This is a genomic window from Streptosporangium sp. CA-135522, assembly GCF_050949235.1.
GTDB lineage: Bacteria > Actinomycetota > Actinomycetes > Streptosporangiales > Streptosporangiaceae > Streptosporangium.
Map to the genome: position 1 here is coordinate 4,444,636 of NZ_CP192026.1, position 26,204 is coordinate 4,470,839.

29 protein-coding genes and 2 pseudogenes are annotated in these 26,204 nt (G+C 68.9%); 18 read left to right on the plus strand and 13 right to left on the minus strand.

Annotated features, from left to right (window positions below):
- Window positions 1–74: 74 nt before the first annotated feature.
- Window positions 75–998: a tyrosine-type recombinase/integrase gene (locus ACQPYK_RS20645; protein WP_433257498.1), complete on the minus strand. Its 924-nt coding sequence runs from the start codon at window positions 996–998 to the stop codon at window positions 75–77.
- A gap of 242 nt (window positions 999–1,240) precedes the next feature.
- Here ACQPYK_RS20645 and ACQPYK_RS20650 point away from each other — a divergent pair, with 242 nt between their 5' ends.
- From ACQPYK_RS20650 to ACQPYK_RS20660, 3 genes and pseudogenes are all read left to right on the plus strand, one after another.
- A complete protein-coding gene (locus tag ACQPYK_RS20650) occupies window positions 1,241–1,414 on the plus strand; it encodes a hypothetical protein (protein ID WP_433257500.1) in 174 nt (57 codons plus the stop codon).
- Between the two features lie 132 nt (window positions 1,415–1,546).
- Window positions 1,547–2,881 carry a transposase gene (locus ACQPYK_RS20655; protein ID WP_433257502.1) on the plus strand — a complete coding sequence of 445 codons (1,335 nt, stop codon included), beginning with the start codon at window positions 1,547–1,549 and terminating at the stop codon, window positions 2,879–2,881.
- A 511-nt stretch (window positions 2,882–3,392) separates the two neighbouring features.
- Window positions 3,393–3,574: pseudogene (locus ACQPYK_RS20660) on the plus strand (hypothetical protein); the annotation flags it as partial.
- A gap of 152 nt (window positions 3,575–3,726) precedes the next feature.
- On the opposite strand, the gene ACQPYK_RS20665 reads toward ACQPYK_RS20660, so the two are convergent.
- A complete protein-coding gene (locus tag ACQPYK_RS20665; protein ID WP_433257504.1) occupies window positions 3,727–4,695 on the minus strand; it encodes a hypothetical protein in 969 nt (322 codons plus the stop codon).
- Between the two features lie 108 nt (window positions 4,696–4,803).
- On the minus strand, window positions 4,804–5,691 hold the full coding sequence (sigJ, locus tag ACQPYK_RS20670) for an RNA polymerase sigma factor SigJ (RefSeq protein WP_433257506.1): 888 nt from the start codon (window positions 5,689–5,691) through the stop codon (window positions 4,804–4,806).
- A 143-nt stretch (window positions 5,692–5,834) separates the two neighbouring features.
- Between sigJ and ACQPYK_RS20675 the strand changes: the two genes are divergently transcribed.
- The 5 genes from ACQPYK_RS20675 to ACQPYK_RS20695 all read left to right on the plus strand — a co-directional run bounded on the left by ACQPYK_RS20675 (window position 5,835) and on the right by ACQPYK_RS20695 (window position 10,620).
- Window positions 5,835–6,998 carry a serine hydrolase domain-containing protein gene (locus ACQPYK_RS20675; RefSeq protein WP_433257508.1) on the plus strand — a complete coding sequence of 388 codons (1,164 nt, stop codon included), beginning with the start codon at window positions 5,835–5,837 and terminating at the stop codon, window positions 6,996–6,998.
- Between the two features lie 9 nt (window positions 6,999–7,007).
- Window positions 7,008–8,447 (plus strand): MFS transporter, encoded by a 1,440-nt coding sequence (locus tag ACQPYK_RS20680; RefSeq protein ID WP_433257509.1) that lies wholly within the window; start codon window positions 7,008–7,010, stop codon window positions 8,445–8,447.
- A gap of 86 nt (window positions 8,448–8,533) precedes the next feature.
- Window positions 8,534–9,031 carry a carboxymuconolactone decarboxylase family protein gene (locus tag ACQPYK_RS20685; protein WP_433257511.1) on the plus strand — a complete coding sequence of 166 codons (498 nt, stop codon included), beginning with the start codon at window positions 8,534–8,536 and terminating at the stop codon, window positions 9,029–9,031.
- An 87-nt stretch (window positions 9,032–9,118) separates the two neighbouring features.
- The gene (locus ACQPYK_RS20690; protein WP_433257513.1) at window positions 9,119–9,592 is read left to right on the plus strand and encodes a carboxymuconolactone decarboxylase family protein; all 474 of its coding nucleotides are present in this window, start codon (window positions 9,119–9,121) and stop codon (window positions 9,590–9,592) included.
- 44 nt (window positions 9,593–9,636) lie between these two features.
- Window positions 9,637–10,620, plus strand: a complete 984-nt coding sequence (locus tag ACQPYK_RS20695) for an alpha/beta hydrolase (protein WP_433257514.1) — start codon at window positions 9,637–9,639, stop codon at window positions 10,618–10,620.
- A gap of 45 nt (window positions 10,621–10,665) precedes the next feature.
- Here ACQPYK_RS20695 and ACQPYK_RS20700 read toward each other — a convergent pair whose 3' ends face one another.
- Entirely contained in the window at window positions 10,666–11,544 is an 879-nt protein-coding gene (locus tag ACQPYK_RS20700; RefSeq protein WP_433257516.1) for a sigma-70 family RNA polymerase sigma factor, read from the minus strand.
- Window positions 11,545–11,679: 135 nt separating this feature from the next.
- Between ACQPYK_RS20700 and ACQPYK_RS20705 the strand changes: the two genes are divergently transcribed.
- Together ACQPYK_RS20705 and ACQPYK_RS20710 are read left to right on the plus strand one after the other, a co-directional pair.
- Window positions 11,680–12,138, plus strand: coding sequence for a carboxymuconolactone decarboxylase family protein (locus ACQPYK_RS20705; protein ID WP_433257518.1), 459 nt, complete (start codon window positions 11,680–11,682; stop codon window positions 12,136–12,138).
- A 29-nt stretch (window positions 12,139–12,167) separates the two neighbouring features.
- Window positions 12,168–12,632, plus strand: a complete 465-nt coding sequence (locus ACQPYK_RS20710; RefSeq protein ID WP_433257520.1) for a DoxX family protein — start codon at window positions 12,168–12,170, stop codon at window positions 12,630–12,632.
- A 33-nt stretch (window positions 12,633–12,665) separates the two neighbouring features.
- On the opposite strand, the gene ACQPYK_RS20715 is transcribed toward ACQPYK_RS20710, so the two are convergent.
- The 3 genes from ACQPYK_RS20715 to ACQPYK_RS20725 are packed head-to-tail and all read right to left on the minus strand — an operon-like array spanning window position 12,666 to window position 14,103.
- On the minus strand, window positions 12,666–12,959 hold the full coding sequence (locus tag ACQPYK_RS20715) for a hypothetical protein (protein WP_433257522.1): 294 nt from the start codon (window positions 12,957–12,959) through the stop codon (window positions 12,666–12,668).
- 41 nt (window positions 12,960–13,000) lie between these two features.
- Window positions 13,001–13,390: an antibiotic biosynthesis monooxygenase family protein gene (locus ACQPYK_RS20720; protein WP_433257523.1), complete on the minus strand. Its 390-nt coding sequence runs from the start codon at window positions 13,388–13,390 to the stop codon at window positions 13,001–13,003.
- A 41-nt stretch (window positions 13,391–13,431) separates the two neighbouring features.
- A complete protein-coding gene (locus tag ACQPYK_RS20725; RefSeq protein WP_433257524.1) occupies window positions 13,432–14,103 on the minus strand; it encodes an NAD(P)-dependent oxidoreductase in 672 nt (223 codons plus the stop codon).
- A 433-nt stretch (window positions 14,104–14,536) separates the two neighbouring features.
- Here ACQPYK_RS20725 and ACQPYK_RS20730 point away from each other — a divergent pair, with 433 nt between their 5' ends.
- The gene (locus tag ACQPYK_RS20730) at window positions 14,537–15,607 is read left to right on the plus strand and encodes a DoxX family protein (protein WP_433257526.1); all 1,071 of its coding nucleotides are present in this window, start codon (window positions 14,537–14,539) and stop codon (window positions 15,605–15,607) included.
- Window positions 15,608–15,756: 149 nt separating this feature from the next.
- The gene (locus ACQPYK_RS20735; protein WP_433257528.1) at window positions 15,757–16,107 is read left to right on the plus strand and encodes a hypothetical protein; all 351 of its coding nucleotides are present in this window, start codon (window positions 15,757–15,759) and stop codon (window positions 16,105–16,107) included.
- Window positions 16,108–16,310: 203 nt separating this feature from the next.
- On the opposite strand, the gene ACQPYK_RS20740 is transcribed toward ACQPYK_RS20735, so the two are convergent.
- Entirely contained in the window at window positions 16,311–16,538 is a 228-nt protein-coding gene (locus ACQPYK_RS20740; RefSeq protein ID WP_433257530.1) for a hypothetical protein, read from the minus strand.
- A 373-nt stretch (window positions 16,539–16,911) separates the two neighbouring features.
- Between ACQPYK_RS20740 and ACQPYK_RS20745 the strand changes: the two genes are divergently transcribed.
- Window positions 16,912–17,397 carry an N-acetyltransferase family protein gene (locus tag ACQPYK_RS20745; protein ID WP_433257531.1) on the plus strand — a complete coding sequence of 162 codons (486 nt, stop codon included), beginning with the start codon at window positions 16,912–16,914 and terminating at the stop codon, window positions 17,395–17,397.
- Window positions 17,398–17,632: 235 nt separating this feature from the next.
- Here the strand turns inward: ACQPYK_RS20745 and ACQPYK_RS20750 are convergent.
- Window positions 17,633–17,728 (minus strand): annotated as a pseudogene (locus ACQPYK_RS20750) (hypothetical protein); the annotation flags it as partial.
- A 44-nt stretch (window positions 17,729–17,772) separates the two neighbouring features.
- On the minus strand, window positions 17,773–18,060 hold the full coding sequence (locus tag ACQPYK_RS20755) for a tyrosine-type recombinase/integrase (protein WP_433257532.1): 288 nt from the start codon (window positions 18,058–18,060) through the stop codon (window positions 17,773–17,775).
- A gap of 137 nt (window positions 18,061–18,197) precedes the next feature.
- Here ACQPYK_RS20755 and ACQPYK_RS20760 point away from each other — a divergent pair, with 137 nt between their 5' ends.
- Window positions 18,198–18,998 carry a recombinase family protein gene (locus ACQPYK_RS20760; RefSeq protein WP_433257534.1) on the plus strand — a complete coding sequence of 267 codons (801 nt, stop codon included), beginning with the start codon at window positions 18,198–18,200 and terminating at the stop codon, window positions 18,996–18,998.
- A gap of 953 nt (window positions 18,999–19,951) precedes the next feature.
- The gene (locus ACQPYK_RS20765; RefSeq protein ID WP_433258862.1) at window positions 19,952–20,242 is read left to right on the plus strand and encodes a MerR family transcriptional regulator; all 291 of its coding nucleotides are present in this window, start codon (window positions 19,952–19,954) and stop codon (window positions 20,240–20,242) included.
- 381 nt (window positions 20,243–20,623) lie between these two features.
- On the opposite strand, the gene ACQPYK_RS20770 is transcribed toward ACQPYK_RS20765, so the two are convergent.
- The 3 genes from ACQPYK_RS20770 to ACQPYK_RS20780 form a co-directional block, all read right to left on the minus strand.
- Window positions 20,624–20,830, minus strand: a complete 207-nt coding sequence (locus tag ACQPYK_RS20770) for a cold-shock protein (RefSeq protein ID WP_433257536.1) — start codon at window positions 20,828–20,830, stop codon at window positions 20,624–20,626.
- A 744-nt stretch (window positions 20,831–21,574) separates the two neighbouring features.
- Window positions 21,575–22,207, minus strand: coding sequence for a recombinase family protein (locus ACQPYK_RS20775; RefSeq protein ID WP_433258864.1), 633 nt, complete (start codon window positions 22,205–22,207; stop codon window positions 21,575–21,577).
- Window positions 22,123–23,628: an alpha/beta hydrolase gene (locus tag ACQPYK_RS20780; protein WP_433257538.1), complete on the minus strand. Its 1,506-nt coding sequence runs from the start codon at window positions 23,626–23,628 to the stop codon at window positions 22,123–22,125. Before ACQPYK_RS20780 ends, ACQPYK_RS20775 begins: the two co-directional genes overlap by 85 nt.
- A 284-nt stretch (window positions 23,629–23,912) precedes the next feature.
- Between ACQPYK_RS20780 and ACQPYK_RS20785 the strand changes: the two genes are divergently transcribed.
- From ACQPYK_RS20785 to ACQPYK_RS20795, 3 genes are read left to right on the plus strand one after another with little or no spacing between them, the layout of a single operon-like run.
- On the plus strand, window positions 23,913–25,142 hold the full coding sequence (locus ACQPYK_RS20785) for a sensor histidine kinase (protein ID WP_433257539.1): 1,230 nt from the start codon (window positions 23,913–23,915) through the stop codon (window positions 25,140–25,142).
- On the plus strand, window positions 25,142–25,843 hold the full coding sequence (locus tag ACQPYK_RS20790) for a response regulator (RefSeq protein WP_433257541.1): 702 nt from the start codon (window positions 25,142–25,144) through the stop codon (window positions 25,841–25,843). The genes ACQPYK_RS20785 and ACQPYK_RS20790 overlap by 1 nt, the downstream gene beginning before the upstream one ends.
- A 60-nt stretch (window positions 25,844–25,903) precedes the next feature.
- Window positions 25,904–26,158, plus strand: coding sequence for a hypothetical protein (locus ACQPYK_RS20795; protein ID WP_433257542.1), 255 nt, complete (start codon window positions 25,904–25,906; stop codon window positions 26,156–26,158).
- The last annotated feature ends 46 nt before the right edge of the window (window positions 26,159–26,204 follow it).

A 26,204-nucleotide genomic window follows, 5' to 3' on the forward strand; every position in this document is an offset into this window, starting at 1 on the left:
AAACCTGTACCTAGGTACTGGATGCAAGCCCCTCATGGCGTACCGCCGAAAACCGCACCGATCCTCCAAGGCCTTTACCGCTTGCGAGCAGCAGGGTCGCGGCCGGCCTGCCAGCGCGCGAGCGCTTCGCCTGAGACCCGGGCATAGCGGGCCAGCGAAGCGACCGAGGTATGCCCGGAGTAGGCCAGAAGGGTGGAGGTGTTGGCGCCGTCCTCGGCCGCGTGGGTCAGCGCCGAGTGCCGCAGCTGGTGCAGAGTCCAGCCGCCGGTGGCCGCCTCGAACAGCTCGGCCGCCCGCCGATACGACAGCCGCGCCTTCCCGCTCCCTACGTCGACGTCGCCTGGCGGTAACTCCACCCGGGCCCGCCGGTCGGTGGTGAACACCGGCCCCGTCCGGCGCCCGCCCAGCAGGCGGGGCAACAGCCGGGCGGTACCGGTGCGCCACACGATCACGTCGACCGCGCCGCCCTTGCGCCGTACCCGGGCCTTTCGGTTACGCAGGTCCAGTTCCTCAACATCCAGCGCCAGGACTTCGGAAGCCCGCGCCGCGGACTCATACAGCAGCCGCCACAAGGTCCGCTCACGCAGCGCGATCCCCTCCCGCCCGAGCAACTCGGCGACTTCGGCGCGGTCCAGCGACCGCGTACGGTCGACCTCGACCGGGCGGCGCTTGAGCCGACGCAGCGGGTCCTCGGTGATCCAGCCCTGATCCCGCCACCACCCACTCGCCGAAGCCAGCGCGTTCAGCCGGGCGTTGACGGTGGCCGCCGAGCGCGCCCCCCACTGCTCGATGAACCAGGCGGCGACCCGGTCGGCCGCCGCTTCCCCCTCCAGCGAGCTCATCGGGGTGTAGGAGCCGAACCTCTGGGCTAGAGCGCGCAGCGCCGTGGCATAGGACCGGGCGGTGTTGGGGTTGGACACTTCGGCGAGGAACCCCTCGATCGCCTCCTTGAGCACTGGCGCTTGCCGTTCGGCCCCGATCCTGTGGATCACTCCCACGACCGCCCCCATGCTCTATCGCAGATAACCATGGAGACTGAACCCGGCTGAGCGAGGCATTCCCCCAGGACGGCATCGACGCTATCGCAGATAATCGTCAAGTATCTGCGGCTAACCATGCTTGAAAGGGCTCGACGCAGAACCGCACAGCGATGACCTGCACGGACATGGCTTAGCGCACGATCCGGTTCCAATGTTCCTCAGACCCCGAGACCGCCTACCGCCACTATTGGGAGCTGTGCGTGGTGCTGGCGCTTCGTGACGGGCTGCGCTCCGGCGACATCTTCGTGCCCGGCTCGCGCCGCTACGCCGACCCGGCCACCTACCTGTACACGCCTGAGCAGTGGGCGCCGCGGCGTGCCGACTTCTGCAAGCTGGTGCGCAAGCCCGCTGACGCGGCCGAGGCGATCGAGTAGGGCAAGGAGGAACTGCACGCCGCGCTGGCCCAGCTGGAGCAGACGCTGGCCCAGGCGCTGCCGGACGACACCGGCGCCGTCCGGCTGGATGAGGACGACAAGCTGGTCATCTCGCCGCTGGCGGCCGAGGACGTGCCGGGCGAGGTCAAGGAGCTGAAGGCCGAGCTGACCGGGATGCTGCCGTTCGTGCCGATCGCCTCGCTGTTGATCGAGCTGGACGTGCGCACCGGGTTTCTGGACTGCTTCACCCATGCTGGTGGCCGCAAGATCAGCACGTCGACCGAGACCAAGCGCAACATCCTCAGTGTCTTGATCGCCAATACCACGAATCTGGGGTTGTCCCGGATGTCGGAGGCCTGCGGCATCGGCTACGACGTGCTGCGCTGGACGCAGGAGTGGTACGTGCGGGAGGAGACGCTGCGCGAGGCCAACGCCTGCCTGGTCAACCACCACCATGGCCTGGAGCTGTCGAAGGTGTTCGGCGGCGGCACCATGTCGAGTTCGGACGGGCAGCGATTCCCGGTCCGCGGCAAGAGCACGAGCGCCCGGGACATGGCCATCCACGGCGGCCAGGTGCTGTCGTCCTACACGCACGTGTCGGATCAGCACTCCACCTTCGGCACCAAGATCATCGTGCCGAACGCGCGCGAGGCGCACTTTGTGCTGGACGACTTCCTGGGCAACGCCACCGATCTGCCCCTGTTCGAGCACGCGACCGATACCCACGGCGTCACGTTGATCAACTTTGCCCTGTTCGACCTGGTGGTCAAGCTGCTGTCCCCGCGCATCCGCGATCTGGGCAAGATCACCCTGATCCGGGACGACACCCCCACCGAGACGGTCAAGCGCTACCCGCACGCCGGCCCGCTGCTGAGCACCCGCTGGAACGAAGACCTGATCACCGAGTGCTGGCCCGACCTGCTGCGCATGGCCGGGTCGCTGAAATACGGCCAGGCCACCGCCTCGCTGGTGGTGGGCAAGTGGTCGGCCGCCTCCCGACAGAACACCCTGGCCGCGGCGCTGAAGGAGTGGGGCATGCTGCGCCGCACCCTGCACGCGGCGAAGTATCTGTCCGACCCGGCCTACCGCAGGAAGATCGCCCGCCAGCTCAACAAGGGCGAGAGCCTGCATGCGCTGCGCCGGGACCTGCACTACGCCCAGCAGGGCGCCGTCACCAAGCCGGCCCTGGCCGATCAGACCGACCAGGCGTGGTGTTTGACCGTTTTGACCAACGCTGTCATCACCTGGACGACGGAGTACTATTCGCTGGCCGTGCGGCAATTGCGTGCGGCAGGCCGGGACGTGCCGGACGAGCTGCTGGCCCACATCTCCCCGGCGCACAGCGAGAACGTCAACTTCTTCGGCGTGATCACCGTGGATGTGGAGGCGGAGCTGGCCAAGTTGGACGGCGGCGGCTGGCGGCCGCTGCGGCCCGCGCAGCTGCGTGAGCTGGGGCTGACGCCCTGACCCCGGTGCTGTTGGCGGGCGATGGCGTAGGCGGTTGATCGTAGGGGGTGACTCCGCGCCGGGCGCGGGCCACCCCTTGGTGCTTACGGCCCGTTCTGGGTGAGCGCGACGGTGACGTGGAGCATGCCGTAGGCGGCCGTCATGGTCTCGGCGTCGGCCCTCGGAGCGTGGGGGAACGAAAACGTACGCTAAGCCCGTTCGCCCAGCTCACCGGCGGTGTGTGATCGTCGTTGAGTGGAGGACGCTGGCGTACGTTTCCGTTCCATCGCACCGGCCAAGGGGTGTGGGCCGATGTGGTGCTCGTCTCTGGCTGGAGGAATGAGTTCGGGGCTGCCCCTCGGCAAAGAGCCTTCGGTCAGGAAATCGGCCCCGCCCTGGGACCGTCCCTCGTTTCAGGTCCTAGAGATCTTCGATATGGCTGGCGGCGATGTCGTCGGGTGGGTTGGTGTACAGGCGCAGATAGCGGTCGTTGGCGTGGCCGAGGCGGCGTTCGAGTTCGGCGCGGTTGTGGCGCGCTCTGGTCGCTGAGGGCTGCCCATCACCGCCGAGGAGCTCGGCGCGATCTCGCCCTACCTGCGCGCCCATATCCGCCGCTTCGGCGCTTACGCCACCGACGAGATCGCATGCGAGCCGGCGGCGTTCAATCCCGAACTCGCCGAGATCGACTCTTCCGCGGTCGGTCTGGCGGCCTGACGCAAGGTCGCTCTGAATTGCTGGAGTCGACCAGCGGGGAGCGCTTGAGCGCGGTGGCGTATTCGGTGAGGATCGCGGTGTACGGGCCGGGTAGCGTGGCCGCGCGCGATCGGCTTGTGTTTCCGGAAGTAGGGTGAGCAGGGTGCCGAGGGTCAACTCCTTCGAGCAGGCGTTCCCTTTGCCTGGGACGTCCCCTCATCGGCGATCAAGGCGGTACGCAGCCGTTCGTATGTCGGAGCCAATCGGCGCAGGCCGGCCGCGAGCGCCATGTCGTCGCCCGCCACGAGCGGAGCTTGCAGGCCACCGACGATACGGGCCTGCTCCGCGGCGACGGCCGCGCCCGTGTCGAGGCCGAGGGACGCCAGGCAAGCCGCCAGGTCGTTGAGGCGGCGGGCGCCCACCCGCACCGCGAACGCCTGCCACAGCATCCTGATCTCGGGATCCAGCCCTTCCTCCACCAGTTCGGCCGTGCGCTCGGCGGCCTCGGCCTGCCCCAGCGTGCCGGACGGGACCTCCACGTCCGTACGGCCCGCCAGCCAGGCCAGTCCGGCGGGCAGGGAGCGCCGCAGCGCCTCCTCCGGGCTGACCTGCTTGCGCCGGGTGAACCTGTGCCGCATCCGGAACGGCCGCTCCAGGTAGGGGATCAGCTCTCCGCGCCGCGCCTCGGCGAAGGCGTCGACCGGCAGTGTGGCGTACGGGTAGCCCTGCGGGTCGTGCACGAGCACGGTGTCGCCGTCCACCTCCAGCACCACCAGGTAGTGGTCGGCGCCGACCGCCTTGCCCGCCCCGGGTTGATACGACAGCAGACCGAGCTCGAGCGGCCCGGCCAGCACGGGGCCGTCCTGGCAGGCGCGGCGCAGCCGGTCGAGCGCTGCGGCGGCCGTCCCCCCGTCCACGCGCTCGCACTCCCAGCCGAGCAGGCCGATCGCCGTGTCCAGCCCGACCTCGGGGTCCCAGCCGAACGAGTCGAACAACGGCAGGCTGCCGCCGATGAGCTGCATCCCGTACGGGGAGCCCGTCAGGACCTCGATCACGGCCGTGGGCGGCGCCTCGCCGCCCAGGACCATCGCGAGGGAGTTGGCGTAGCAGTACGGCCCGGAGCCGACATAGGTGACAGACATGCTCGGCACCGTGCCGCCTGACACGGTGTCAGTGTCAAGCCCGTCCGCGTCCGCCTCGTAACGCGCCCTCGGCTGCGAGGGGAGCCGCTGTGTCGGCGTGCGCCGGCATCACGGCTCCAGGTGCGTGAGGTCGAGTCGGGCCAGGCGGTCGGGGTCGGACAGGATGTCGATCGTGGCGATCCTGACGTCGGAGATGGTGAAGCTCATGACGGAGATCAGCTGGTCGTCGATGGTGTTGACCAGGCCGGCGAGGCCGTTGATGACCGCCGGGTAGGTGGCGGCGCTCGTGGCCATGCGCTGGAAGGTGGCGAGCTGTCCCGCCACGGCCGCGGCGCCCCTGATGACCTTCATGCCGCCGGTGAGCATCCCGCCGTCGACGCGCAGCACCACGTCGGGGTCGAGAATGGACACCAGCGCGGCGAAGTCGCCGTCGCGGGCGGCGGAGAGGAAGGCGTCCACCACCCGGCGCTGACTGCTCAGATCGGGGTCCGGGCTCGGGGCTGAGCCGCGGACGCGCCGGCGCGCGCGGCTGGCGAGTTTCTTGGCTGCCACGGGGGTGCGGTCCACGATGGGCGCGATCTGCTCGAACGGCAGGCCGAACATGTCATGGAGCACGAACGCCAGCCGTTCGGCCGGGGTCAGGGACTCCAGGACGACGAGCAGGGCCAGGCCCACCGAGTCGGCCAGCAGTGCTTCCTGTTCCGGGTCGGTGGCGTCCTCCCGGCTGATCACCGGATCGGGCAGGCGGTCCTCCAGCGACTCTTCGCGCCGGGACTTGCGGGTGCGGAGCATGTCCAGGCACACCCGTCCGACCACGGTGGTCAGCCAGCCGCCGAGGTTGTCGATGTCGTCCGAGTCCGAACGTGCCAGCCGCAGCCATGCCTCCTGGACCGCGTCCTCGGCCTCGCTCAGCGAGCCGAGCATGCGGTAGGCGACCGCTTTCAGATGAGGGCGGTGCCCCTGGAACCGGTCGGCAAGGAAGTCCTGGGATGTCACGGTTGCATTCCCCTCATGTCAGCCACGTCAGAGCGCTGACGCACCGAACCGGTGAAAGGTGACCGTGAACGCGTCCGGTCACCTTTCCCGCGGACCATCCGTCATGCCGGCGACCAACACTCACTCACGAAGGGTTGCCGACGATGAGCAGGATGAATGTCCACGGAACGGTCGCGGACGGCTTCGAGCAGGTGCGCGAGGAGTTCGCCGCGACGGTGGCCGAGCAGGACGGCCAGGCGGGCGCGCAACTGACAGCCTATGTGTACGGCCGGCAGGTGGTGGACCTGTGGGCCGGGGACGAGGTGAACGGCGACACGCTGACCGGCGTCTACTCCTCCACGAAGGGTGCCGCGACGCTGGTGGCGGCGCTTCTGGTGCAGGAGGGGGTCCTCGATCTGGACGAGCCGGTGGCTCGGCACTGGCCGGAGTTCGCCGCCGCGGGCAAGGACGGGATCACGCTGCGGGACGTGCTGACTCACCGCTCCGGCGTCATCGGCGTCGACGGCGGGCTGTCGGCGGCCGAGCTGGCCGACGACGCGGTGATCGCGCGCCGCCTGGCCGGGCAGCGCCCGTACTGGCGGCCGGGTTCGGCTTACGGCTACGGCGGGTTCGTCTCGTTCGCCATGGTGAACGAGGTGGTCCGGCGGGTCACCGGTCGGTCGCTGCAGCAGGTCTACGACGAGCGTATCCGCACCCCGTACGGGCTGGACCTCTACCTGGGGCTGCCCGAGTCCGAGGAGCGCCGCTTCCGGCCGATCCAGTGGTGGACGGCCACCCCGGAGCAGGAGGCCGCGTTCTGGGCGAACGTGCCCGGACCGCACAGCATCCTCGGCATCGGCTACGGGCTCAACAGCACGCCGCCGCTGGACCAGGTGGCCTTCGCCAACACCCGCGCCGTCCGCGCCGGCGGCCAGGCGTCGGCCGGCGGGGTGGGCAGCGCGCGCGGCCTGGCCGGCCTGTACGCGGCGGCCGTCTGGGGCATCGACGGCAACCCCCCGCTGCTCAAGCCGGACACCGTCGGCGAGTTCTCCATGCTGCACTCCACCGGCGGCGACCTGGTCCGCGGCGAGCAGGGCAGCTACGCGCTGGGCTTCCAGGCCAAGGGCTTGCGTTACCCGTTCCTCAGCGCGAACGCGTTCGGCCACGACGGCTCGGCAGGCTCGGAGTCCTTCGCCGACCCGTTCAGCGGCATCGCCTTCGGCTACACCCGGCGCCGCTTCGGCTTCGGCTGGTCCTACCCCGAACACGACCGGCTGGCCGCCGCGGTGCACGACGCCGCGGCGCTCCACCGCGCCACCACCTCCTGAGGACCTCACATGAGCACGCACACCACACCCGGTCCCGAAAGAAGCGGCCTCGCCCTCCTGGTGATCGCCGCCGCGCAACTGCTGATGGTGATGGACGGCACCATCGTGACCGTGGGCCTGCCCGTCATCGGAACCGGCTTGGACATCGCCCAGGCGGACCTGGACTGGGTCCTCACCGCCTACGCCCTGGCCTTCGGCGGTCTGTTGCTGGCGGGCGGCCGGGCCGGTGACCTGTTCGGACGGCGCAGGCTGTTCCGCGCCGGCCTGACGGTCTTCCTGGCCGCCTCGCTGCTGGGCGGCCTGGCGGGCAACGAGAGCGTGCTGATCGCCGCCCGCGTCCTGCAGGGCGTCGGCGCCGCGATCGTCGCCCCGGCCGCGCTGTCGCTGCTCGCCGACACCTTCCCCGCCGGCCCCCGGCGCAACAAGGCGCTCGGCGTGTACGGCGCCATGGGCGGCCTGGGCTCGGTCGCCGGACTCCTGCTGGGCGGCGCGCTCACCGAGTACGCGGGCTGGCGCTGGATCATGTTCGTCAACATCCCGATCGCGCTCCTGGTCCTGGCCGGCACGTTCGCCCTGGTGCCCGGCACCCGTGAGCGCGGCGGGCTCGACCTGCCCGGCGCGCTGTCCGCGACCCTGGCCCTCGGCGCGCTGGTCTACGCGATCAACCGGGCCGGGTCCCACGGCGCCGGAGACGGGCTCACCCTGGCCTTCGGCGCGGTGGCCGTGGCGCTGCTCGTCGCGTTCGTGGTCATCCAGCGGGCCGCGCGCAGCCCGATGCTCCCGTCCGGCGTACTGGCCGACCGCGGCAGGCTCGGCGCCAACCTGGTCATGCTGCTCATGGGCGCCGGGCAGCTGGCCACCTTCTACTTCCTCACCCTCTACATGCAGACGATCAAGCAGTACTCCCCCCTGATCACCGGACTGGCCTACCTGCCGTTCGCCGTCGGCATCGGCATCGGCTCCGGCCTCGTCGGGCCCGCGCTGCAGGCCCGCACCTCCACGCGGACCGTCCTGGCGACCGGCATGGCGGTGGCCGCCGCGGCGATGGGCTGGTTCGCTCTCCTCACCCCGGACCAGAACCCCCTGTTCGTCCTGCTGCCGGCCCAGCTCGCCGGGGGCGTCGGCCTGGGCATCGGCTTCGTCGGCGCCACCATCGGCGGCGTCCAGGGCGTGGCGTCCCGCGACTCCGGCATCGCCTCCGGCCTGGTCAACACCAGCCAGCAGATCGGCGGCGCACTCGGGCTGGCCGTCCTGGCCGGCATCGCCGTCGCCGCCACCGCGAGCCGTCCGCCGGGCACGCCCCCGCAGGACGCGCTCACCGGCGGCTACACCGCCGGCATGCTCGGCGCGGGCGCGTTCTACCTGGCCGCCGTCCTGGCCGCCGTCCTGCTCCTGCGGCCGCGCCCCGTCAGCCGGAGCGCCGAGCGCCTCGGCAGCACCCCTCGCTGAGCTCCATCGCCCCACCGGTCACCTTCGACCGGCGGGATCCGTCATAGCGCCGGAACACCGTTGAACCAGAAAGGAAACCCACCACCATGACCAGCACCGAACAGCAGCACCGCCAGTCGCGCCTGTCCAACCCCGCCGTGCTCGTCCCCGAGCTGAAGGAGATCGCCGGAGCCCTGTTCAGGGCGACCGGGAACGGCTCCGTCCCGGAGGTCACCATCAGCCTGCTCCAGTTGCGCGCCGGGCAGATCGTCGGCAACACGTACCTGACGGTCCTGCACACCGGCACCCTCCGCAAGGCCGGGGAGACAGAGGAGCGCATCACCGCCGTGGCGTCCTGGCAGGACGCCCCCTACTTCACCGACGCCGAGCGCGTCGCGCTCGCCCTGGTGGAGGCCGTCCTCACCGCGAACCCGTCCGGTGAGCGCGTCTCCGACGAGCTGTACGAGCGGGCGCGCGAGCACTACGACGAGAAGGCGCTCGCCACGCTCATCATGGCCATCGGCCAGGTCGGCTTCTTCACCCCCCTGGCCCTCATCGGCAAGCCGCTGGCCGGGGTGTCGCCGACGGAGCAGTGGAGGCAGTAGCCGGCGGACTCGCTCAGGGTGAGGACGCGGTGCCCGCGCCTCACCCTGAGCGCTCCCGATGCACCGACTTCTCGAAAGGAACGAATCATGCAAGCACGAATGACCAACCCCGCCTACCTGGTGCCGGACGCGGGACAAGCGATCCAGGCCCTCTTCCAGGCCATGCGGCACGACATGGAGAACGGCGTCATCGCGCCGACCACGCTGATGCTGGCCGCCATGCGCGGCAGTCAGATCAACGGCGGCAGCGCCTGCCTGTACGCGGACGTCGCCGAAGCCAGGAAGGCTGGAGTCACCGACGACCAGCTGACCTCGGTAGCGGCATGGCGGCAGTCGCCGTTCTTCACCGACGCCGAACGTGCCGCCCTGGCGTTGGCCGAAGCCGCTGCCCGTATGAACGACCGGACCGCCGATGCCATCCCCGACGCGGTCTGGGACGAACTCGTCAAGCACTACGACGAACGGCAGCGCGCGACGCTGATCCTCTGGATGGCCACCAGTAACTTCTTCAACACCGTCAACAACATCATCAAAGACCCCGCCGGTACCAGCTGGGACTAGCGGCGTCGCAGTCTCCAGAACCCCTTCACTGGGAGAACCCTCACATGAATGTGAACCGACGCAAGATGATCACGCTGGCCGCAGCGCTCGCCGCGATCGGCGGGCTGGACGCGACCGCGAGCCCGACCTCGGCCGCCATCAGGCCGAAGCTTCCTGGCGACGCCGAACTGGCCGCCTCACTCCCCGGCGGTTTCCGCAGCGCCCACGCCTATGTCAACGGGATCCGGCTGCACTACGTGACGGGAGGCGCGGGTGAACCGCTCGTCCTGCTGCCCGGCTGGCCCGCCACCTGGTGGAGCTACCACAAGGTCATGCCGGCCCTCGCCCGCCGCTACCGCGTGATCGCCGTCGACATCCGGGGCATGGGCGCGTCCGACAAACCCGCGGGCGGCTTCGACAAGAAGACGATGGCACGCGACGTCCACGAACTGGTGCGCACGCTCGGCCACGACAGCGTCAACATCGCCGGGCACGACATCGGCGCGATGGTCGCCTTCAGCTTCGCGGCCAACCATCCGGCCGCGACGCGCAAGCTCGCGCTGCTGGACGTGCTGCACCCCGACGAGAGTCTCTACCAGATTCCGATGCTGCAGCGGCCAGGCGGCGACACGCACATGTGGTGGTGGGCGTTCAACCAGGTGCGGGGCCTGCCGGAACAACTCCTCGCGAACCGATCACGGTTCCTGATCGACTGGCACTACGGCATCGGGCTCGTCGACCAAAGCACGGTTACCGACCGCGACAGGGCCATCTACGCGCGCGTGTACGACAAGGCTGAGGCTATCCGGGCGAGCAACGGCTGGTACCAGGCCTGCCACCAGGACATCCAGGACATGAAGACCTACGCCAAGGTGAGCGCCCCCGTACTCGGCCTGGTGGCCCCGGACACCCGCCCCTGGTTCGAGGGCACACTGCCCCAGGTGGCCACGGACGTCCGCGGCATCGTCACCGTGGACAAGGCGCTGCACTGGCTGTGTGAGGAAGACCCCGAACTGGTGTCGCAGTCGCTGGCCCAGTTCTTCGCCTGACGGCTCCGCGCCGGGAACCGCGTGGTCGGCGGCCCGGCCGGATGCCTACCCACCGAGCGTCACCAGTTCGATGTCCTCCAGGTATTCGGGGTCGGCGAGCAGGTCGACGTGGGTGATCCTGTCGTTCGCGATGGTGAAGGCGAAGACGATCCGTGGCCGTCCGCCCGGCGCCCACACCAGACCCGGTGCCCCGTCGATGAGCGCGAGCTCGGCGGCTTGGGCGCGACCGGCGAAGGTCTCGGCCACGCCGTCCGCCCCTCGTACCAGCCTCGACGCGCCGGAGAGCACGGCGGTGCGGTCCGCGCTGATCTCCACGTCGGGGTCGAGCAGCGCGAGCAGGGCCGCGAAGTCACCGTCACGGGACGCGGCCCGGAAGGCGGTGACGATCTCCCGCTGTCTGGCGGAGTCGGTCCCGGCCTCCGGGGCCGTCGGATGCTGTACGCGCCGGCGGGCGCGGCTGGCCAGTTGCCGGGCCGCGGCCGGCGAACGGTTCACGATCAACGCGATCTCGCCGAACGGCACGGCGAACATGTCGTGCAGGACGAACGCGATCCGTTCCGCCGGCGTGAGCATGTCGAGCACCACCAGCAGGGCCAGGCCGACCGAATCGGCGACGACCACCTCGTGCTCGGGGTCGTCCGCCTCACGCAGGCCGGCCGTCGGGTCTGGCCCGGCGGCGCGTAGCGGCTCCTCACGGCGCGTCCGGCGATCGCGCAGCATGCTCAGCGCCACCCGGGCGACGATCGTGGTGAGCCAGCCCGGAACGTTCCGCACGTCCTCCGCGCCGGCGCGGCTGAGCCGTAGCCATGCCTCCTGGAGCGCGTCGTCGGCCTCGCTCGACGAGCCGAGCAGCCGGTAGGCCACCGCCCACAGGTGGTCGCGATGCTGCTGGAACCAACCGGCCAGCAGGTCCTTCTCCTCCATGACGCCGTCCCTCTCGTGCTGTCTGTAACAGATGACGGAAAAGACCGCGCAGATGTGACAGGCGGCTCGCCGTCACAACCTCCCCTCGCGGCGCGTCATCAGGACGGAAGTCCAGCCGATGAAGCGGAGAAACACATGCAGACACGGATGAAGAATCCCGCCGCCGTCCTGCCGGCGGCGATGGCGCCCATCCAGGAGCTCTTCAAGGCCACCCGTACGGCCGGCGTGCCGGAGACCACCCTGGGGCTGGTGCACCTGCGCGCCAGCCAGATCAACGGTTGCGGCCCCTGCGTGGAGTCGGGGGTCCGCAGCGCCAGGAAGAGCGGCGAGAGCGACGAGCGGACGGGGCTGGTCGTCGCCTGGCGGGAGACGCCGTACTTCACCGACGCCGAGCGGGCCGCGCTGGCCCTCACCGAGGCCGCCACCCGGCTCGCCGACCGCAGCGACCCGGTCCCCGACCACATCTGGGAGGAGGCGGCCCGGCATTACGACGAAGCGGGACTGGCCGCCATCGTTCTGATGGCGGCGGTGACGAACCTGTCGAACCGGCTCAACGTCACCACCCGGCAGCTCGCCGGCCAGAAATGGGGCTGAATCGCATGGGCGAACATGACGGAGTGCTCATGACCGCACGTACCTGGCCGCGACGGCTCGCCACAGTCCTGTACTGGTATCTGGCCGTGTCGTTCTTCATCGGCTTCGCCACCAAGTTCTGGCCCGGGCCGACCTTCTTCGGTCCGGCCTACGCGGAGAAGTTCGTCGACTGGGGTTGGCCGCCGTGGATGCGGTTCGTCGTCGGCACCCTGGAGCTCGTCTTCGGGCTGATGATGCTCGTCCCCCGGCGTCGGGTCAGGTTCATCGGCGCCGCGGGGCTGGTGTTCGTGCTGATCGGCGCGGTGACGACCCACCTCATCGACGTCGCCCCCTTGTACGAGGAGGTATCGGCGCCACTGCACCTGACCATCATGATCGGCGTGGCGCTGGCCAACTGGCCATCCGACTGGCGGGACCTTCTCCATCCCCTCGACGACCGAAATGCCCGCGCGGCGCCGAGCCGGTCGGTCGGCCGGGCGTCGACCGTTCGATAGGGGAGAGCGGCATGGCCATGATCCAGCCAGGGATCATGGCCATGCCGTGTCGCGCTCACCGTGCGGGGTGCGAAGAGGCATGAAGAGGAGACGCTCGGTGTGCTGCCGGCCAGGGACCCGTGCCGGCCAGGTTCGTCCATATCCGGCGGAGGTCGCCGACCCGAGCGAGGTCGTCTGCACCGCGGGCATCACGGTGCTGGAGAAGCCGGCGTGGATGTCGCTCGAAGTCGAGGACGCGTGCCGGTCGGCCGTCGGACGGCGGGCCGCACCGACCTGGCGCCGCAGCGACCTGAGCGCCTGCCGTACCAAACGCCGTGGCCCAGGCATCCGCATGTCCTTCAGCGGATGCCCGGGCCACGGCGCCGGCTTCAGATGGTTGCCGGTTCGTCACTTCCGACGCGAGAGGGCAGGAGATCGACGATGACCTCGTAGATGCTGGGCCGCGCGGTGATGTGCAGGCCAGGATCGTTGAGCAGCCGCTGGGCGCTCTCGTGCCATTCGGGCCTGCTCAGCGCCTCTTCCAGCTGCCTCCCGCTCTCCCACTGGGCCACGTTGACGAACCGTAGCTCAGCGTCGTCGATCATCGATCGGTGCAGCCGGGCGCGGATGAATCCCGGTTGCCTGGCCATGATCTCGGCGTTCTCCTCCCACAGCGGCAGGAACGCCTCCGACTCCTCTATCGGTACGGTGAAAGCGTTGATCATGGTGATCGGCTCGTCGACAGGCGTTTCGGTACGGGTGATCGGAACTTCCATCATGATTTCTCCCTTGCGGTCGGTTGTGATCGGCGATGAGGGCGTCAGTTGGCCATGCCGATGACCTGCTTGACCGTTTCCGGCCGGTCGAGCACCGCGAGCATGGCGTGGGCCACGTCTGCGCGCGAGACGTACCGGCCGCCCGGCACGTTCTGTCCCACCGCCGTCCGGTAAGCGCCGGTCACCGGCTTGTCGGTCAGCTGCACCGGCCTGAGCACCGTCCAGTCGAAGCCGCTGTCACGCACGGCGTCCTCCATGACGGCCAGGTCCAGGTACTGCGGACGTAGCGCGGCCTTGACGATCGGATACACCAGGTAACGCAGGAACGGCCCATCGCCAGGGTCGTGCCGGGGCGGATGGGGGCGGCCGGGAGAGGGCGTGGTGCCCACCGGGGCGGCGCTCACCACGATCAGTCGACGGGTCCCGGCGGACCGCATCGCCGCGAGGATCGCCTTGGTGCCTCTGGAGGCCACCCCGGCCGCGGCATTGTTCGGCGGGCCGAGTGCCGACAGAACGGCGTCGGCTCCTTCGACGGCGGGCAGCAGCGTCGCGACCTCGGCCGTGGCCATGTCAGCGGCACGCACGACGCGGACAGGGCGCCCGTCCAGCTTGGCCGGATCCCGTACGACGGCCGTGACGTCGTGCCCCTTGGCCAGAGACTGGTCGAGCAGATGCCGGCCGACGCCACCACTGGCGCCGAAGACGGTGAGTTTCATGGACGAATCCCTTCAGGTTCGTTGAAAAGGGCTACCGAGGGCAGGTGACCCCTGCTCATGGGCAGCCGTCGGCGGACAGCCTTTGGAGATGCCCCGGTAGCCACGGATCTTCGGGGTGCAACAGCCGAGCTCCCTGCCGCTGACCTGGACCGAGGCATCAGATGTACGGAGGCCAAGGCCGGTCAGCCGACGTCCGCCTGGGTGCCCGGCCCGTCCGCCGCATCGGCCGCGAACCCTCAGCCACGATCCCGCTCACCGCAGTCTCGTATGCAGTTGCTGACATATACGGACACCCACTTGCTCGCGTTTCGTCTTCACCTGCATGACGGGGCGGGTACGGCAAAGGTGACGCCTCTCGCATGCAAGAGGTGCGCCGTGAGGCCGGCGGCCGAGTCCGTTCCGTCGCCTCAATGACCCGGCGCGCGGTGGAAATGTGACAGCGGGCAACTCGCCCCTGCTCGGCCGCCGGGTGAAGGTAGCCCGGCTTCGGTGTGCGGTGATCACAGCGGCCGATGCGCCGGAGAACTCTCAGCGGTCACATTCTTCACTTTTCCGGAGTCATATTCATGACCAGCGGGCAGCCGTTGGTGTGACCCGAGAGGAGTACGCCGTGTCCAACGGCGCGAAGACGATCACGCCCACGCCGAGGCACGTCCTCGAATCCGATGCCGACCCGCGCGTTCGCGGCGCCCTCTACTGGGTGACGACAGCGATCATCGCTGTGGAGTCGGCAGTAGGCGGCGTGTCGGGTGTGCTGCGGATTGACTATGTTCGTGACCTCTTGGAACAGCAACTGGACTACCCGTGGTATGTGGCCGTCATCCTGGGAGTGTGGAAGATCTCCGGCGCGGCTGTTCTGCTGATCCCGCGCTTTCCCCGTCTGAAGGAGTGGGTCTACGCGGGAGCGATCTTCGTCTATACGGCAGGCGCCGTCTCTCACTTCTTCGTGGGCAACGTCAGCGCGGGCATCGTCCCACTCGGCTTCGCCGCCATCACGGTGGTCTCCTGGGCGCTGCGGCCGGCGAGTCGCCGTCACCCGGCGCCGTACTCCTCGACGTTCGCCCGTCTCCTGCCGGGCGCTCCTTCGCGAAGCAGGGCAACGGCGGTTGCCTACTGGGTGGTCTCACTGAGCTTCACGGGAGCGTTGCTGAGCGGTGGCGTGGCCGACCTGAGCCATCGTCCGGAAACCGTCGGCGGCATGGTGGCCCTGGGCTACCCCGGATATTTCCTGTTCGTCATCGGCTTCTGGAAGGTGCTGGCACCCGCGGCGATCCTTCTGCCGGGATTCACCCGGTTGAAGGAATGGGCCTATGCGGGCGCGTTCTTCAACTTCTCCGGCGCCGTGATCTCCCACCTGGTATCCGGTTCGGCGTGGTACCACGTTGCCTACACATCACTTTTCGCCCTGTGCACCCTCGCCTCCTGGGCACTTCGTCCGCGCAGCCGGGTCCTCGGCAACCTGTACCCGGCCACGACCTCCCAGCGTGCGGTTCGGCTGCGTTGATGCCGCAGAGTGGCAGAACCGGGTGCGGCTTGGAGGAGCAGGACCAGCGGGATGATGAGCATCATGGTCCGGCCGATGAGGTCGGAGAACACCACAGGCACCCGCTCCTCGGCGAGGGGGTGGGTCGCATGATCCAAAGGATTGCATGGATGACAGTTCCTTCCCTGGACGGCCGCCGATTCCGCGCTGTCGCAGATGTGGCAGGCGGCGAGGTTGGCACCGAGACGCTCTTCACCTATCACCAGACCGGCAGCGAGATCTGGGGCACCTACGCAGGAGGTTCCGTCCGCCGTGGCTTCCTCGTCGGCACCCTCGACGGCGACAGCATCGACTTCCGCTACACCCAGCTCAACCTGGCGGGCGAAACCTCCAGTGGTCACTGCGTATCCCGAATCACGGTGCTGGCCGACGGACGTCTACGCCTGGACGAGTCATGGGAATGGGAATCTCGCCCTGGCAGCGGAAGCAGCGCGGTGGAAGAGGTCATCGACGCGACATGAGGGCGACCTGACGAAGCCTTGCGCGCTGTCGGGTCTACCGCTGGGTGGCGTGACACCAGTCGGCCGTGGCGGCCTGGTGGTCACGGACGTGCCCGCCAATGGCGCTTGCCATCCTGGTCAGGCCGCCTGCCAGCGCGGTCAGCTCGTCCTCCCACCCGGTCGGCGACGGCGCGGTCTCGTCGTTCTGGCCGTCTTGGCTGACGTCAACGGGGGGGGAGGGGGAGGGGAACGGTGGCGAGCGCGGCGGCCAACTCGTCGGCCAGATGGCGGGCGGCGGTGGCGTCGACCACCAGACGGTCACGCAGCCGTGCCGCGCGCTGGGCGCCCTCGACCCTACGGCGGCGGGCCCGGTGCGCGGCCTGCCTGCACGGGGTTCCGCAGTAGCGGGCTGGGCGGCCGGTGCGTACCTGGCCGATCGCCGCGCCGCACACCGGGCAACGCGATGCCGTCGACGTTGGGGTTTCGTTCGGCGCCCGGCCGTCTGCCCGAGCGCCGGCCTCGGGTGTCGGCGGGGCAGACGAGGCCGCCGCAGAGTCCTTCGCCGCCGCGGCGGCCGCCTTCACCTTTGCTGCATTCTTCTTGGTGCGACCCGCGATACAGCATCGGCCCCCGGCCGCCCGGACCCCGGTACGACCCGCGGCAGGATGCCACGCGTGGCCGCGACCTGCGCGACCCCGACGCCGCCGAAGACGACGACAAGATCTGAAGCGTTATGTTGCAATCTCGCGGCGTGTGATGCGTGACAGCGCCGTACAGGTTGATCGCAGGCAGTATCCCTACAAGATCGCTGATGGAGGGTTCTACGTGGCCGTTTCGATCCGAAGTGCGGAGTTGGAAGATGTGCCCGCGCTCGTCGAGCTACGCATGGCGAACGCGGAGCATCACGTTGGGCTTGGCCCGTCCGTCCATCGCCGACCGGACGTCGATGCGGTGCGCGGCTACTTCGAGAGTCGTCTGCGCGACGGGCAGGATGACCTGCTCCTCGTGGCCGAGGTGGATGGTGAGGCAGCGGGTATGGCGGAAGTCGTCCTGCGATCGGCGCCTCCCGACCATCAGATCCTGATTCCGCGCCGCACTGCGGAGGTCCACACTGTGATTCTTGACCGCCATCGCGGTCGAGGCGTCGGTCGGACTTTGCTGGCCGCGGCTGAGCAGACTGCCAGGGACCGCGGCGTCGAGTTCCTCCTTGCGGTGGTCTTCGCGCCGAACGAGGACGCCGTCGGCTTCTACTCTTCGGCCGGATTTGGTAGCCACGGGCTGCTGCTCGGCAAGGGATTGGACGCGGGCTGATCAGGGCCATGGCGTTCGCCTCAGCCGTTAGGTCCAGGCCCTGCAACACGTGTGGCGAATTCTCATCTGAAGTGGCGAGGAATACTCTCGATGCACCGAACGCGGCGTATCGGGCCGCCTGAGACCGGATGAGCGGCCGCGCTGCGAAACCGGCGGCCGATGGACGGGTCTTCTCCAGGGCCTTGGCCAAGCGCTTGCGAGCCCGGTGCAGGCGGATCCGGGCGGCGTTGCGGGAACAGTCCAACACTGTGGCGATCTCGCCGGGGTCGAGCCCCTCCCAGAGGGTCAGGGCCAGTAAGGTATCCGGCCCACATAAGCCCAAAACCCACATTGAGTCGATCTTGAATGGCGTTTCCGCTGGTTGCTGCGTCGCAGTCAATGAGTACGGCGGGGTGGGCCGAGGATACTGGTGATCTCGGCGACGGCTTCGCCACCGGGTTTCACGTAGCGCATGGCGGTGCGGGGGTTCTTGTGGCGGGTCTTGGCCATGATGAGCTGGAGCGGGACTTTGGCGTCGCCGAGGTGGGTGGCGGCGCTGTGGCGCAGTTGATGGAGGTCCAGGCCGGCGTACTGGTCGAGCAGGACGCGGGCGCGGTCGTAACCCAGTCGGGCCCGGCCAGTGTGCGGGCAGATGTCTTGGCCCCCCACTCGGGTCCGTGTCATCAGCCGCAAAGTAGCGCTGAGTAACTGCTGTTACTCTGTGTGGTGGCGAGGTTGGTCATCTCAGTGTCGAATAACGGTGGCACTCTCAATGGGTCAACGCACCACCCGTGGATGATCATGTAGCCGTGGAGGTGTGTGTGCGTGACTACGGGTTTTCACCCGCTCAGCAAGACGAGATCTGGCGGCGCTGGCGCGACGGGGAATCCTTCAGCTTAATAGGCCGGGTACTGGGCGCCCCGATGCATCACGTCCGGCGCTTTCTCTACCAGATCGACGCGTTGCTGCGCGCGGGCATCGACCGCAACGACATCCATCTGGACAAGGCCAGTGGCGCCAAGGCCTCCCGGCCCAGCCTCGACCTGGTTCTCAAGCTGCTGCGCGGGGGCGACACGCTGAAGGTAACCCGGCTGGACCGGCTGTCGCGCTCAGTCCTGCACTTGGTCACCCTCGGGGCGGACCTGCGCGAACGCAAGGTGGGCCTGCATGTGATCGAGCAGGGCATCGACACCGACACGATGGAGGGCCGCGCGATGTTCGGCATGCTGTCGGTCCTGGCCGAGCTGCAGCGCGAGCTGATCGTGGCCAACACGATGGACGACCTGGCCTCCGCCCGCGCCCGCGGCCGGGTCGGCGGCCGCCGCCCCAGGCTCACCGCCGACCAGGCCGCCCTCGCCCAGCAGCTGTACGACACGCGGGAAAAGACCGTCCAGCAGATCGCGGACTTGTTCGGGGTGCCGCGCTCGACGGTGTACGGGCACCTGAAGGGCGACACCGTACCCGCCGGCCGAAGAAGACCCGGGAGGGGGCGTAGGTGGGACGCGGGGTCGGTCAGTCGGCCCGCTCGGGGGCGGGTCCGTGCAGGGGCCCGAGGTCGAACTGTTGGGAAGATGCGGAATCGGGATGTAAGAAAGCCTTCCTTCGGACCACTTGCTCTCTGAACGTTTGTTCCCAACCGAAGGAACCGGCTTGCCAAACTGCTGGCCCACTTCGGGCTGCGCGACAGCGTCGACCAAGCCGTCGCCGAGCTGCTCCCGACGGCGTGAGGACTCAACCCTTTACGTCTTCGGCACCGAAAACCTGTAGTGGCTGAAGTAGACATCCGTGGTGGGTGGGGGTAGAGTTCCTGACATCGCAAGGAACGGATCCACGAGGGCAGAGCAGGACGTAGGCATCACGACGAACTGCCCGGACGAGCGTGGATAGCTGGATAGCCAAAGACGAAGCAGTGAAGAGGGGCAGAAGGTCGGACGTGCCGGGACCGGTAGTGGTTGAAGGGTTCTGGCCGTGGACGCGCTGCCACAGCAGTCAGGTAGTGAACGAGTAATGAGTACCAACGTCGGACGCGCCAGGGCCAGCAGTAGGTGAAGGGTTCTGGCCGTGGACAAAGCAGCTGCGGCAAAAAGTGATGCATGAGGTCGAAGAAGTAACGCCAGAAAGAGCGAAAGGAGTGTTGAACGCCATCAGGATCGCCCGTCGCCGGCTGAGGTTCGCCGCACGGGTACCGCAGTCCCACGAATTGGAAGGTGGTCTACGGTCACGCATATGCGATCCCCGCATCCCCGCCCCCATCGGGCGGCCAATGCGGAACAGACAGATCGGCCCCCGGGCCGGTAGATGGTGTTGAACCTCGTGGGCCCCGGCGCATCATGGCGCCGGGGCCCTGTCGGCATTTCGAGAAGGTTGTCAGGAAGGTTGTATGGACCAAGCACCGATAGCGTCGGCCGTCCGCGCGCAGCCCAGGCTCCGCGCCGGCGCCGATACGGCTGAAACGGCCCCACGGGCCGACACCGCGGACAGGGCCGACCGGGCCGATAGGGCTGATGGGTTCCCCGCCACGCCGAGTGACCTCTCCGATCACCGGTTCGACGATGAGGACTATCCCGCCTACAGCATGGGCCGGGCCGCCGAGATCCTTGGCGTCACCCCGGCGTTCCTGCGTAGCCTGGGCGCCGCCAAGCTGATCGAGCCGCAGCGCTCCGACGGCGGTCACCGCCGCTATTCCCGCTACCAGCTGCGCCTGGCCGCCCGCGCGCGCGAGCTCGTCGACCAGGGCACCGCCCTGGAGGCGGCCTGCCGCATCATCATTTTGGAAGACCAGCTCGCCGAAGCCCTGCGCATCAACGCCGAGCTGCAGCACACCCGCGACCAGCGGCCCCAGAACGCCGGCCGCCGCTCGGCATGAGGGCCTGCGACCGCAGGCCCTCATCAGCGATCCAGCAGTCCGCGGCCCCCTGCCCCATAGCGGCGGCAGGGCGGCCGGACCTGGCGGCCAACCACTGACCGCCCATCGCGTATCCATCCGGCCCGTGCGAGAGTGACCGCCGCACCGGCGTCACCCTCGCTGATCTTGTCGAGAAACCGATTGATTTTGTCCATGATCACGGGGCCTTCCACAAGGGGCTCCGGTAGCAATCGCGGAAAATCCAACGGCTACGGTTCTGACCTGCATGGGTAGAGCTTGGCCCGCCGTTTCGCGATCGTGTTTCCAAGGAGTCTCCGCGGGTCAAACGAATCAGGGCCCGCACCCGTGAGGGTGCGGGCCCTGATCAGCGGCGGTGCTTGGTCAGGCGGAAACGATGTTCTCGGCCTGAGGGCCCTTCTGGCCCTGGGTGACATCGAAGGCCACCTTCTGGCCCTCCTGCAGCTCGCGGTAGCCGCCCTGAGAGACGATGTTGGAGTAGTGCGCGAAGACGTCGGCGCCGCCGCCGTCCTGCTCGATGAAGCCGAAGCCCTTTTCCGCGTTGAACCACTTCACGGTGCCAGAAGCCATGTTGATCTCCTCTTGATAGGTGCAAAGCCGAAATTCGCATTGCACGAATTCCGCGTCGCCGCGATAGGCCCACACCCGGGGAAGACCGGCAAACAAAAAATGCGCCTGACGCTACATACCGTCAGGCGCACACAAGTTCATTATGGGTACCACAACTGCAACTACGTCTAACCTAGCACACGTAAAGGGCCCTCCGTTCAGGTCGGTGTCCGGCTACACCGCTGGACCATTCGACCGACGCCCGCCTCCAGCCCAAGGGTGGAGCGAAAGAGTGGGTGTACTGGTACAGCGGCAGCGCCCACCTGCTGCCGCGACCGCTCTGGCTCCCGGACGGCACCTCGCGAACCCGCGGCCCTTGTTTCTGTCCGAGCGCCGCCCTATGCGGGGTGCCACCGGAATACGGCAGATTCGGGCCGTCTACCTATCTGACCTGCTGTTCTGTGCGTCCGGAGGATCGGCGTCCAGAAACGTAGACGTTCTCGGACGACGGGCTCACCTGCGCGAATGCCGTCCGAAAACCTACGTTCAAGAAGTCCCTGCTGCTTGACGGCCCATGCCAGCCGTATTCCGGTGGCACCCTAGGGCCGACACCGCGGGCAGGGCCGATGGGCTCCCCGCCGCACCGGGCGACACCCCCGGTTACCGGTTCGACGACGAGGACTACCCGGGGTCCAGCCAAGGTGAGCCCAAAAGCCGCAACGCAAGATCAACAACATTGTGGCTCGGGTATGGACCTGTGTGACGTCAGGCTTTGGCGAGGCGGCGGTAGATGGTGGGGCGGGTAACGCCGAACCCGTCGGCGATCTGCTGGACGGTGTAGTCGCCGGAGTCGTACATCTTCCGCGAGAGCTGTACCTGGCGGGGGCCGAGCTTGGGTTTCTGGCCGCCGGTGCGGCCCCGGGCGCGGGCGGCCTCCAGCCCGTCCATCGTCCGCTCCGACATCAGGGCGTGCTCGAACTCGGCGATGGCGCCGAGGATCGGGAAGAACATCCGGCCGACCGCGGTGGAGGTGTCGATTCCCTGGTCGAGGACGACGAGGCCGACCCCGCGGTCCTGGAGCTCCTTCGACAGCTCGATGAGGTTTTCCAGGGAGCGGCCGAGCCGGTCGAGTTTGGTGACCACGAGCTCGTCGCCCTCGCGCGCGACGAGGAAGGCCTTGTCGAGGCATGTCGTCTCCTCGCCGGCCGAAGCAGGGCTTGAGGTGCGCGGGCCGGTGAGCGTGGGCCCGCAGGTGGCCTCGGGGTCGGTGCCGGTCGCGCCTGCGGGCCCGCGGGTGGTGCGGGGCGAACGTGTCAGGCGGCCGGGCGGCCGCAGGTGACGTTCCTGCCGGGCAGGACACCGTCGACCAGGTAGCGGGTCACCTTGGTGTCGACGCAGGTGTTCCCATCTGCGATGTAGACGGTGTGACGGTAGGCACCGTTCAGTGTGATCATGCGGGAGCCGGTCAGCGCCCGGTGCATGGCCTGCTGGCCCGGGTAGGGCGTCGCGGGGTCGCCGTCCGCGCCGACGATCAACGCCGGTACGGAGTTGCCGATCCTGGTGGGCGCTTCAAGCGGCTTGACCGGCCAGAACGCGCACGGGGTGATGTTGCGGGCGAGCGGTCCGAACAGTGGTTCGGCGGTGCGGTGCTGCTGGATGTCGCGGTAGTAGGTCGCCGGGTCGCGGGGTGCGGCCCGGTCACCGCACAGGATCGCCGTGCCCGCCCGATCTGAGGCCTCTCCGGCACCGGTGAACAGGCCGTCGAGGAGTTCCTTCAGCGAGGCGGGCGGTGGTGTCTCGCCGGCGCGGCTCAGCGCCCGCGCCTCCTCGGCGAGGGTGGCATAGGACTGCGGGCGGTCGCTGTAGAGGCGTCCGAACAGCCAGTACGGCACGACCTGGGCATCGACGCGGTGTCCGCCGATCTTCACGGGATGCCGGTTGATCTTCTCTACGGTCGCCAGGACTGCCTCACGCGTGCTGCCCAGCCCGTACTCCTTGTCACGTGATGCGGCCCAGGACGCCCAGCGCCGTAGCGCGGCGTCGATCGCGGGGGCGGCACGCGAGAGCAGACGCGGACCGTACACCTGCGGATCGACGGCACTGTCGAGCACCACCCGGTCGGCCCGCGAGCCGAACATCTGCAGGTAGGTCGCGCCCAGGTAGGTGCCGTAGGAGTAGCCGAGGTAGGACAGCCTCTGCTCGCCGAGCGCGGCCCGGATCACGTCCATGTCGCGTGCGGTGTTCCTGGTCGTGGCGTACGGCAGGGCCTGGAGATTGCCCTGCGCGCAGCCCGCCGCCAACTGTCTGGCCAGGCGCACGCTCTCGTTGAAGGTACGCCGGTCGGGTCCCGCCGAGCGGAGGAAGGTGTCGGTCTGCCACCGGCAGTTGATCGGTGTGCTGCGGCCGACGAATCGGGGGTCCATGCCCACCAGGTCGTAACGGGCCGCGACCTCGGGAATCTCCTTGCCCAGGAGCGCCATCGAGAGGCCGGTGCCTCCCGGCCCGCCGGGGTTGAGCAGCAGGACGCCGCGGCGCTGCGAGGCATCGGTGGCCTTGATCCGGGAGAGCGCGATGGAGAGGGTCCGCCCCTGCGGCCCGCGGTAGTCCATCGGGACCAGGACGGTGGCGCATTGAGCACCGGCGGCGTCCAGCTGTTTGCCCACCTCATCGTCGGGTCCGGTCGCGCAGGCGCGCCAGGTGATCGTCTGATGGTGGAAGCGGTCCAGAGGTGTGGCCGCCTGTGCCGGTCCGGCGGCGCCCAATCCGATTCCGGCCGTGAGTGCTACTGCGGCGGCAGTTCCACGCTTGATCAGGAGCATGCGTCATTCCTTGGTGAAGGGGTTGTTTCCTACGGATCCGGCGCGCGTCAGCTTCCGACGCTCCGGCAGTGATGTGTCCGGGCTTAAGAGTGTCCCCCGTTGATCGTTGATCACTGGCTGTGTCCAACGCTAAGGGCGTGAGCAGCCCTTGGACATCGAGCAGAAAGCCGATCTGACCCCTGCCACCGGCACACCAACCGCCCGCTTTCCTGCGACCGCTGCCCTAACGGCGTCTCCTCCCTAAGGAGGACAAAGCGGGTCACGCTGGTGGCTACCTTCATCTCATGAACGTGGTGCGACGATGGGGCCGCTGGTGGCGCGGCTTGCCGGTGATGGTCGCCGACAGCGTGCTGGCCGGCGTGTTCACCGCGCTGGCGGTGACGCAGGCCGCCTTGTCCGCCCATAACCCGGTCGTGCTGGCGTACCTGCTGGCGGTGCTCACCACCGCGCCGCTGGTGCTGCGCAGGCGCTACCCCATCGCCGTCCTGGCGGTGATCACGGCGGGCCTGATCGGCTGTGGCCTGGCCGGCTACCCCAACGGATTCCAGACCCCGCCGGTGCTGGTCAGCCTCTACACCGTCGCGGCCTACCGCCGGGAGGGCCACCGCGACGGCGTCCTGGCCCTGGTGTTGATGGCGGCCATCCTCGTTCCCGACCTCATCGGGTCCGGGCTGACCTTCGCGGCCGTCAAAAGCCTGGTCGAGAACGCGCTTCAGCTCGGCGCGGCCTGGGCCATCGGGGAGGGGGTGCGCAGCCGCCGCCTGCGCCACCAGGACCTGATCGAACACGCCCGCCACCTGGAGATCGAACGCGAGGAGAAAGCCCTGCGAGCGGTCGCCGAAGAACGCGTACGCATCGCCAGAGAACTGCACGACGTGGTCGCCCATCATCTGTCGGTCATCTCGATCCAGTCCGGCGCCGGCGGCCGTCTGATCGACACCGAGCCCGACACCGCACGCGAGGCATTCGCCGCGATCGCCGCCACCACCCGCGAGGCGCTGGCCGAACTCCGGAACATGCTGTCGGTCCTGCGCCTCACGTCCGACACCGGTGAGGACTCCTACGCCCCGCAGCCGGGGCTGGCTCAGCTGGACACGCTGCTGGAACGCTCCCGCCTGTCGGGCCTGTCGATCCAGCAGGAAACCTCCGGTCAGGTACGCCCGCTGCCACCCGGCGTGGACCGGTGCCTGTACCGCATCACCCAGGAATCACTGACCAACGTGCTCAAACACGCCCCACACGCCGACGTGGCCCTTACCCTGACCTACCACCCCGCCGCGGTCACGCTGCAGGTCGGCAACGACGGCCCGGCCACCACCGGGCACAGCGCCGATGGGCACGGGCTGATCGGCATGCGCGAACGAGCCGCCCTCTACGGCGGCACCCTCACCGCCGGCCCACGCGAGGACGGCGGCTTCACCGTGACCGCGCACCTGCCCGCCTCCCCACTCGCCGAGCCCGTCCTCGCCACGGCCCACCCGCAGCAGAGCGCACCGCGGCTGGGGGCGTCCTGATGACCAGACCCGACACCGATCGCGGGACCATCCGCGTCCTGGTCGTCGACGACCAGGCCCTGGTCCGCGCGGGCTTGGTCGCCCTCCTCCGCACCGATGCCGGTCTCGCGGTCGTCGGCGAGGCCGCCGACGGCCACGAAGCCATCGCCCAGGCCGGGGCGACCGCCCCGGATGTCATCTTGATGGACATCCGCATGCCCAACCTGGACGGCGTCGCCGCCACCCGCCACATCCTCGCCCACGCCGCCGGCCCGGCGCCGAAGATCCTCATCCTGACCACCTTCGACCTGGACGAACACGTCTTCGCCGCCCTGCGCGCCGGCGCCTCGGGATTCCTGCTCAAAGACACCCCCGCCGACCAGATGCTGGCCGCGATCGCCACAGTCGCCCGCGGCGAGGTGCTGCTGGCGCCCAGCGTCACCCGACGCCTGGTCCACCACTTCGTCACCGCACCCGAACCCAACCGGTGCCGGCCCGAAGAGCTCGCCCAGCTCACCAGCCAGGAAACCGCCGTGCTCCACCTGGTCGGACAGGGCCTGACCAACCAACAGATCGCCACCCACCTGAACATCGCCCAGGCCACCGTCAAATCCCACCTGGGCCGCCTCATGACCAAGCTCAAGCTGTCCAGCCGCGCCCAAGCCGTGGTCATCGCGTACGAGACCGGCCTGATCATCCCTGGAACCGGAGACCGCACCTGAGGCTCAACGGGCCGGGCGGGAGAGTCGAGGCCGTGCCCGGGGCAAATTGAGGGAGGACGGATGTCACCTTCCAGGTTCGTCTCGGCCGTTGCCGCCTGCCTTGCCATGGCGGGCGCCTCAACGGTCGCGGTCAGCAACTTCCTCCTTGGCTTCTCGGTGTCGGTCTTCCTCGGCAAGCCCGGCGGCGGCTTCGAGCCCGCGGTCCGCTACCGCACCGGCGGTCAGGCCGACTACGTCGGCATCGAGGACTTCAACGAGGACGGCAATCTCGACATGGCCGTCACCAACCTCACACGAGCAACGTCTCCATCCTGATCGGCCGTGGCGACGGCACCTTCGTCGACGCGGTCAACTACCCGAC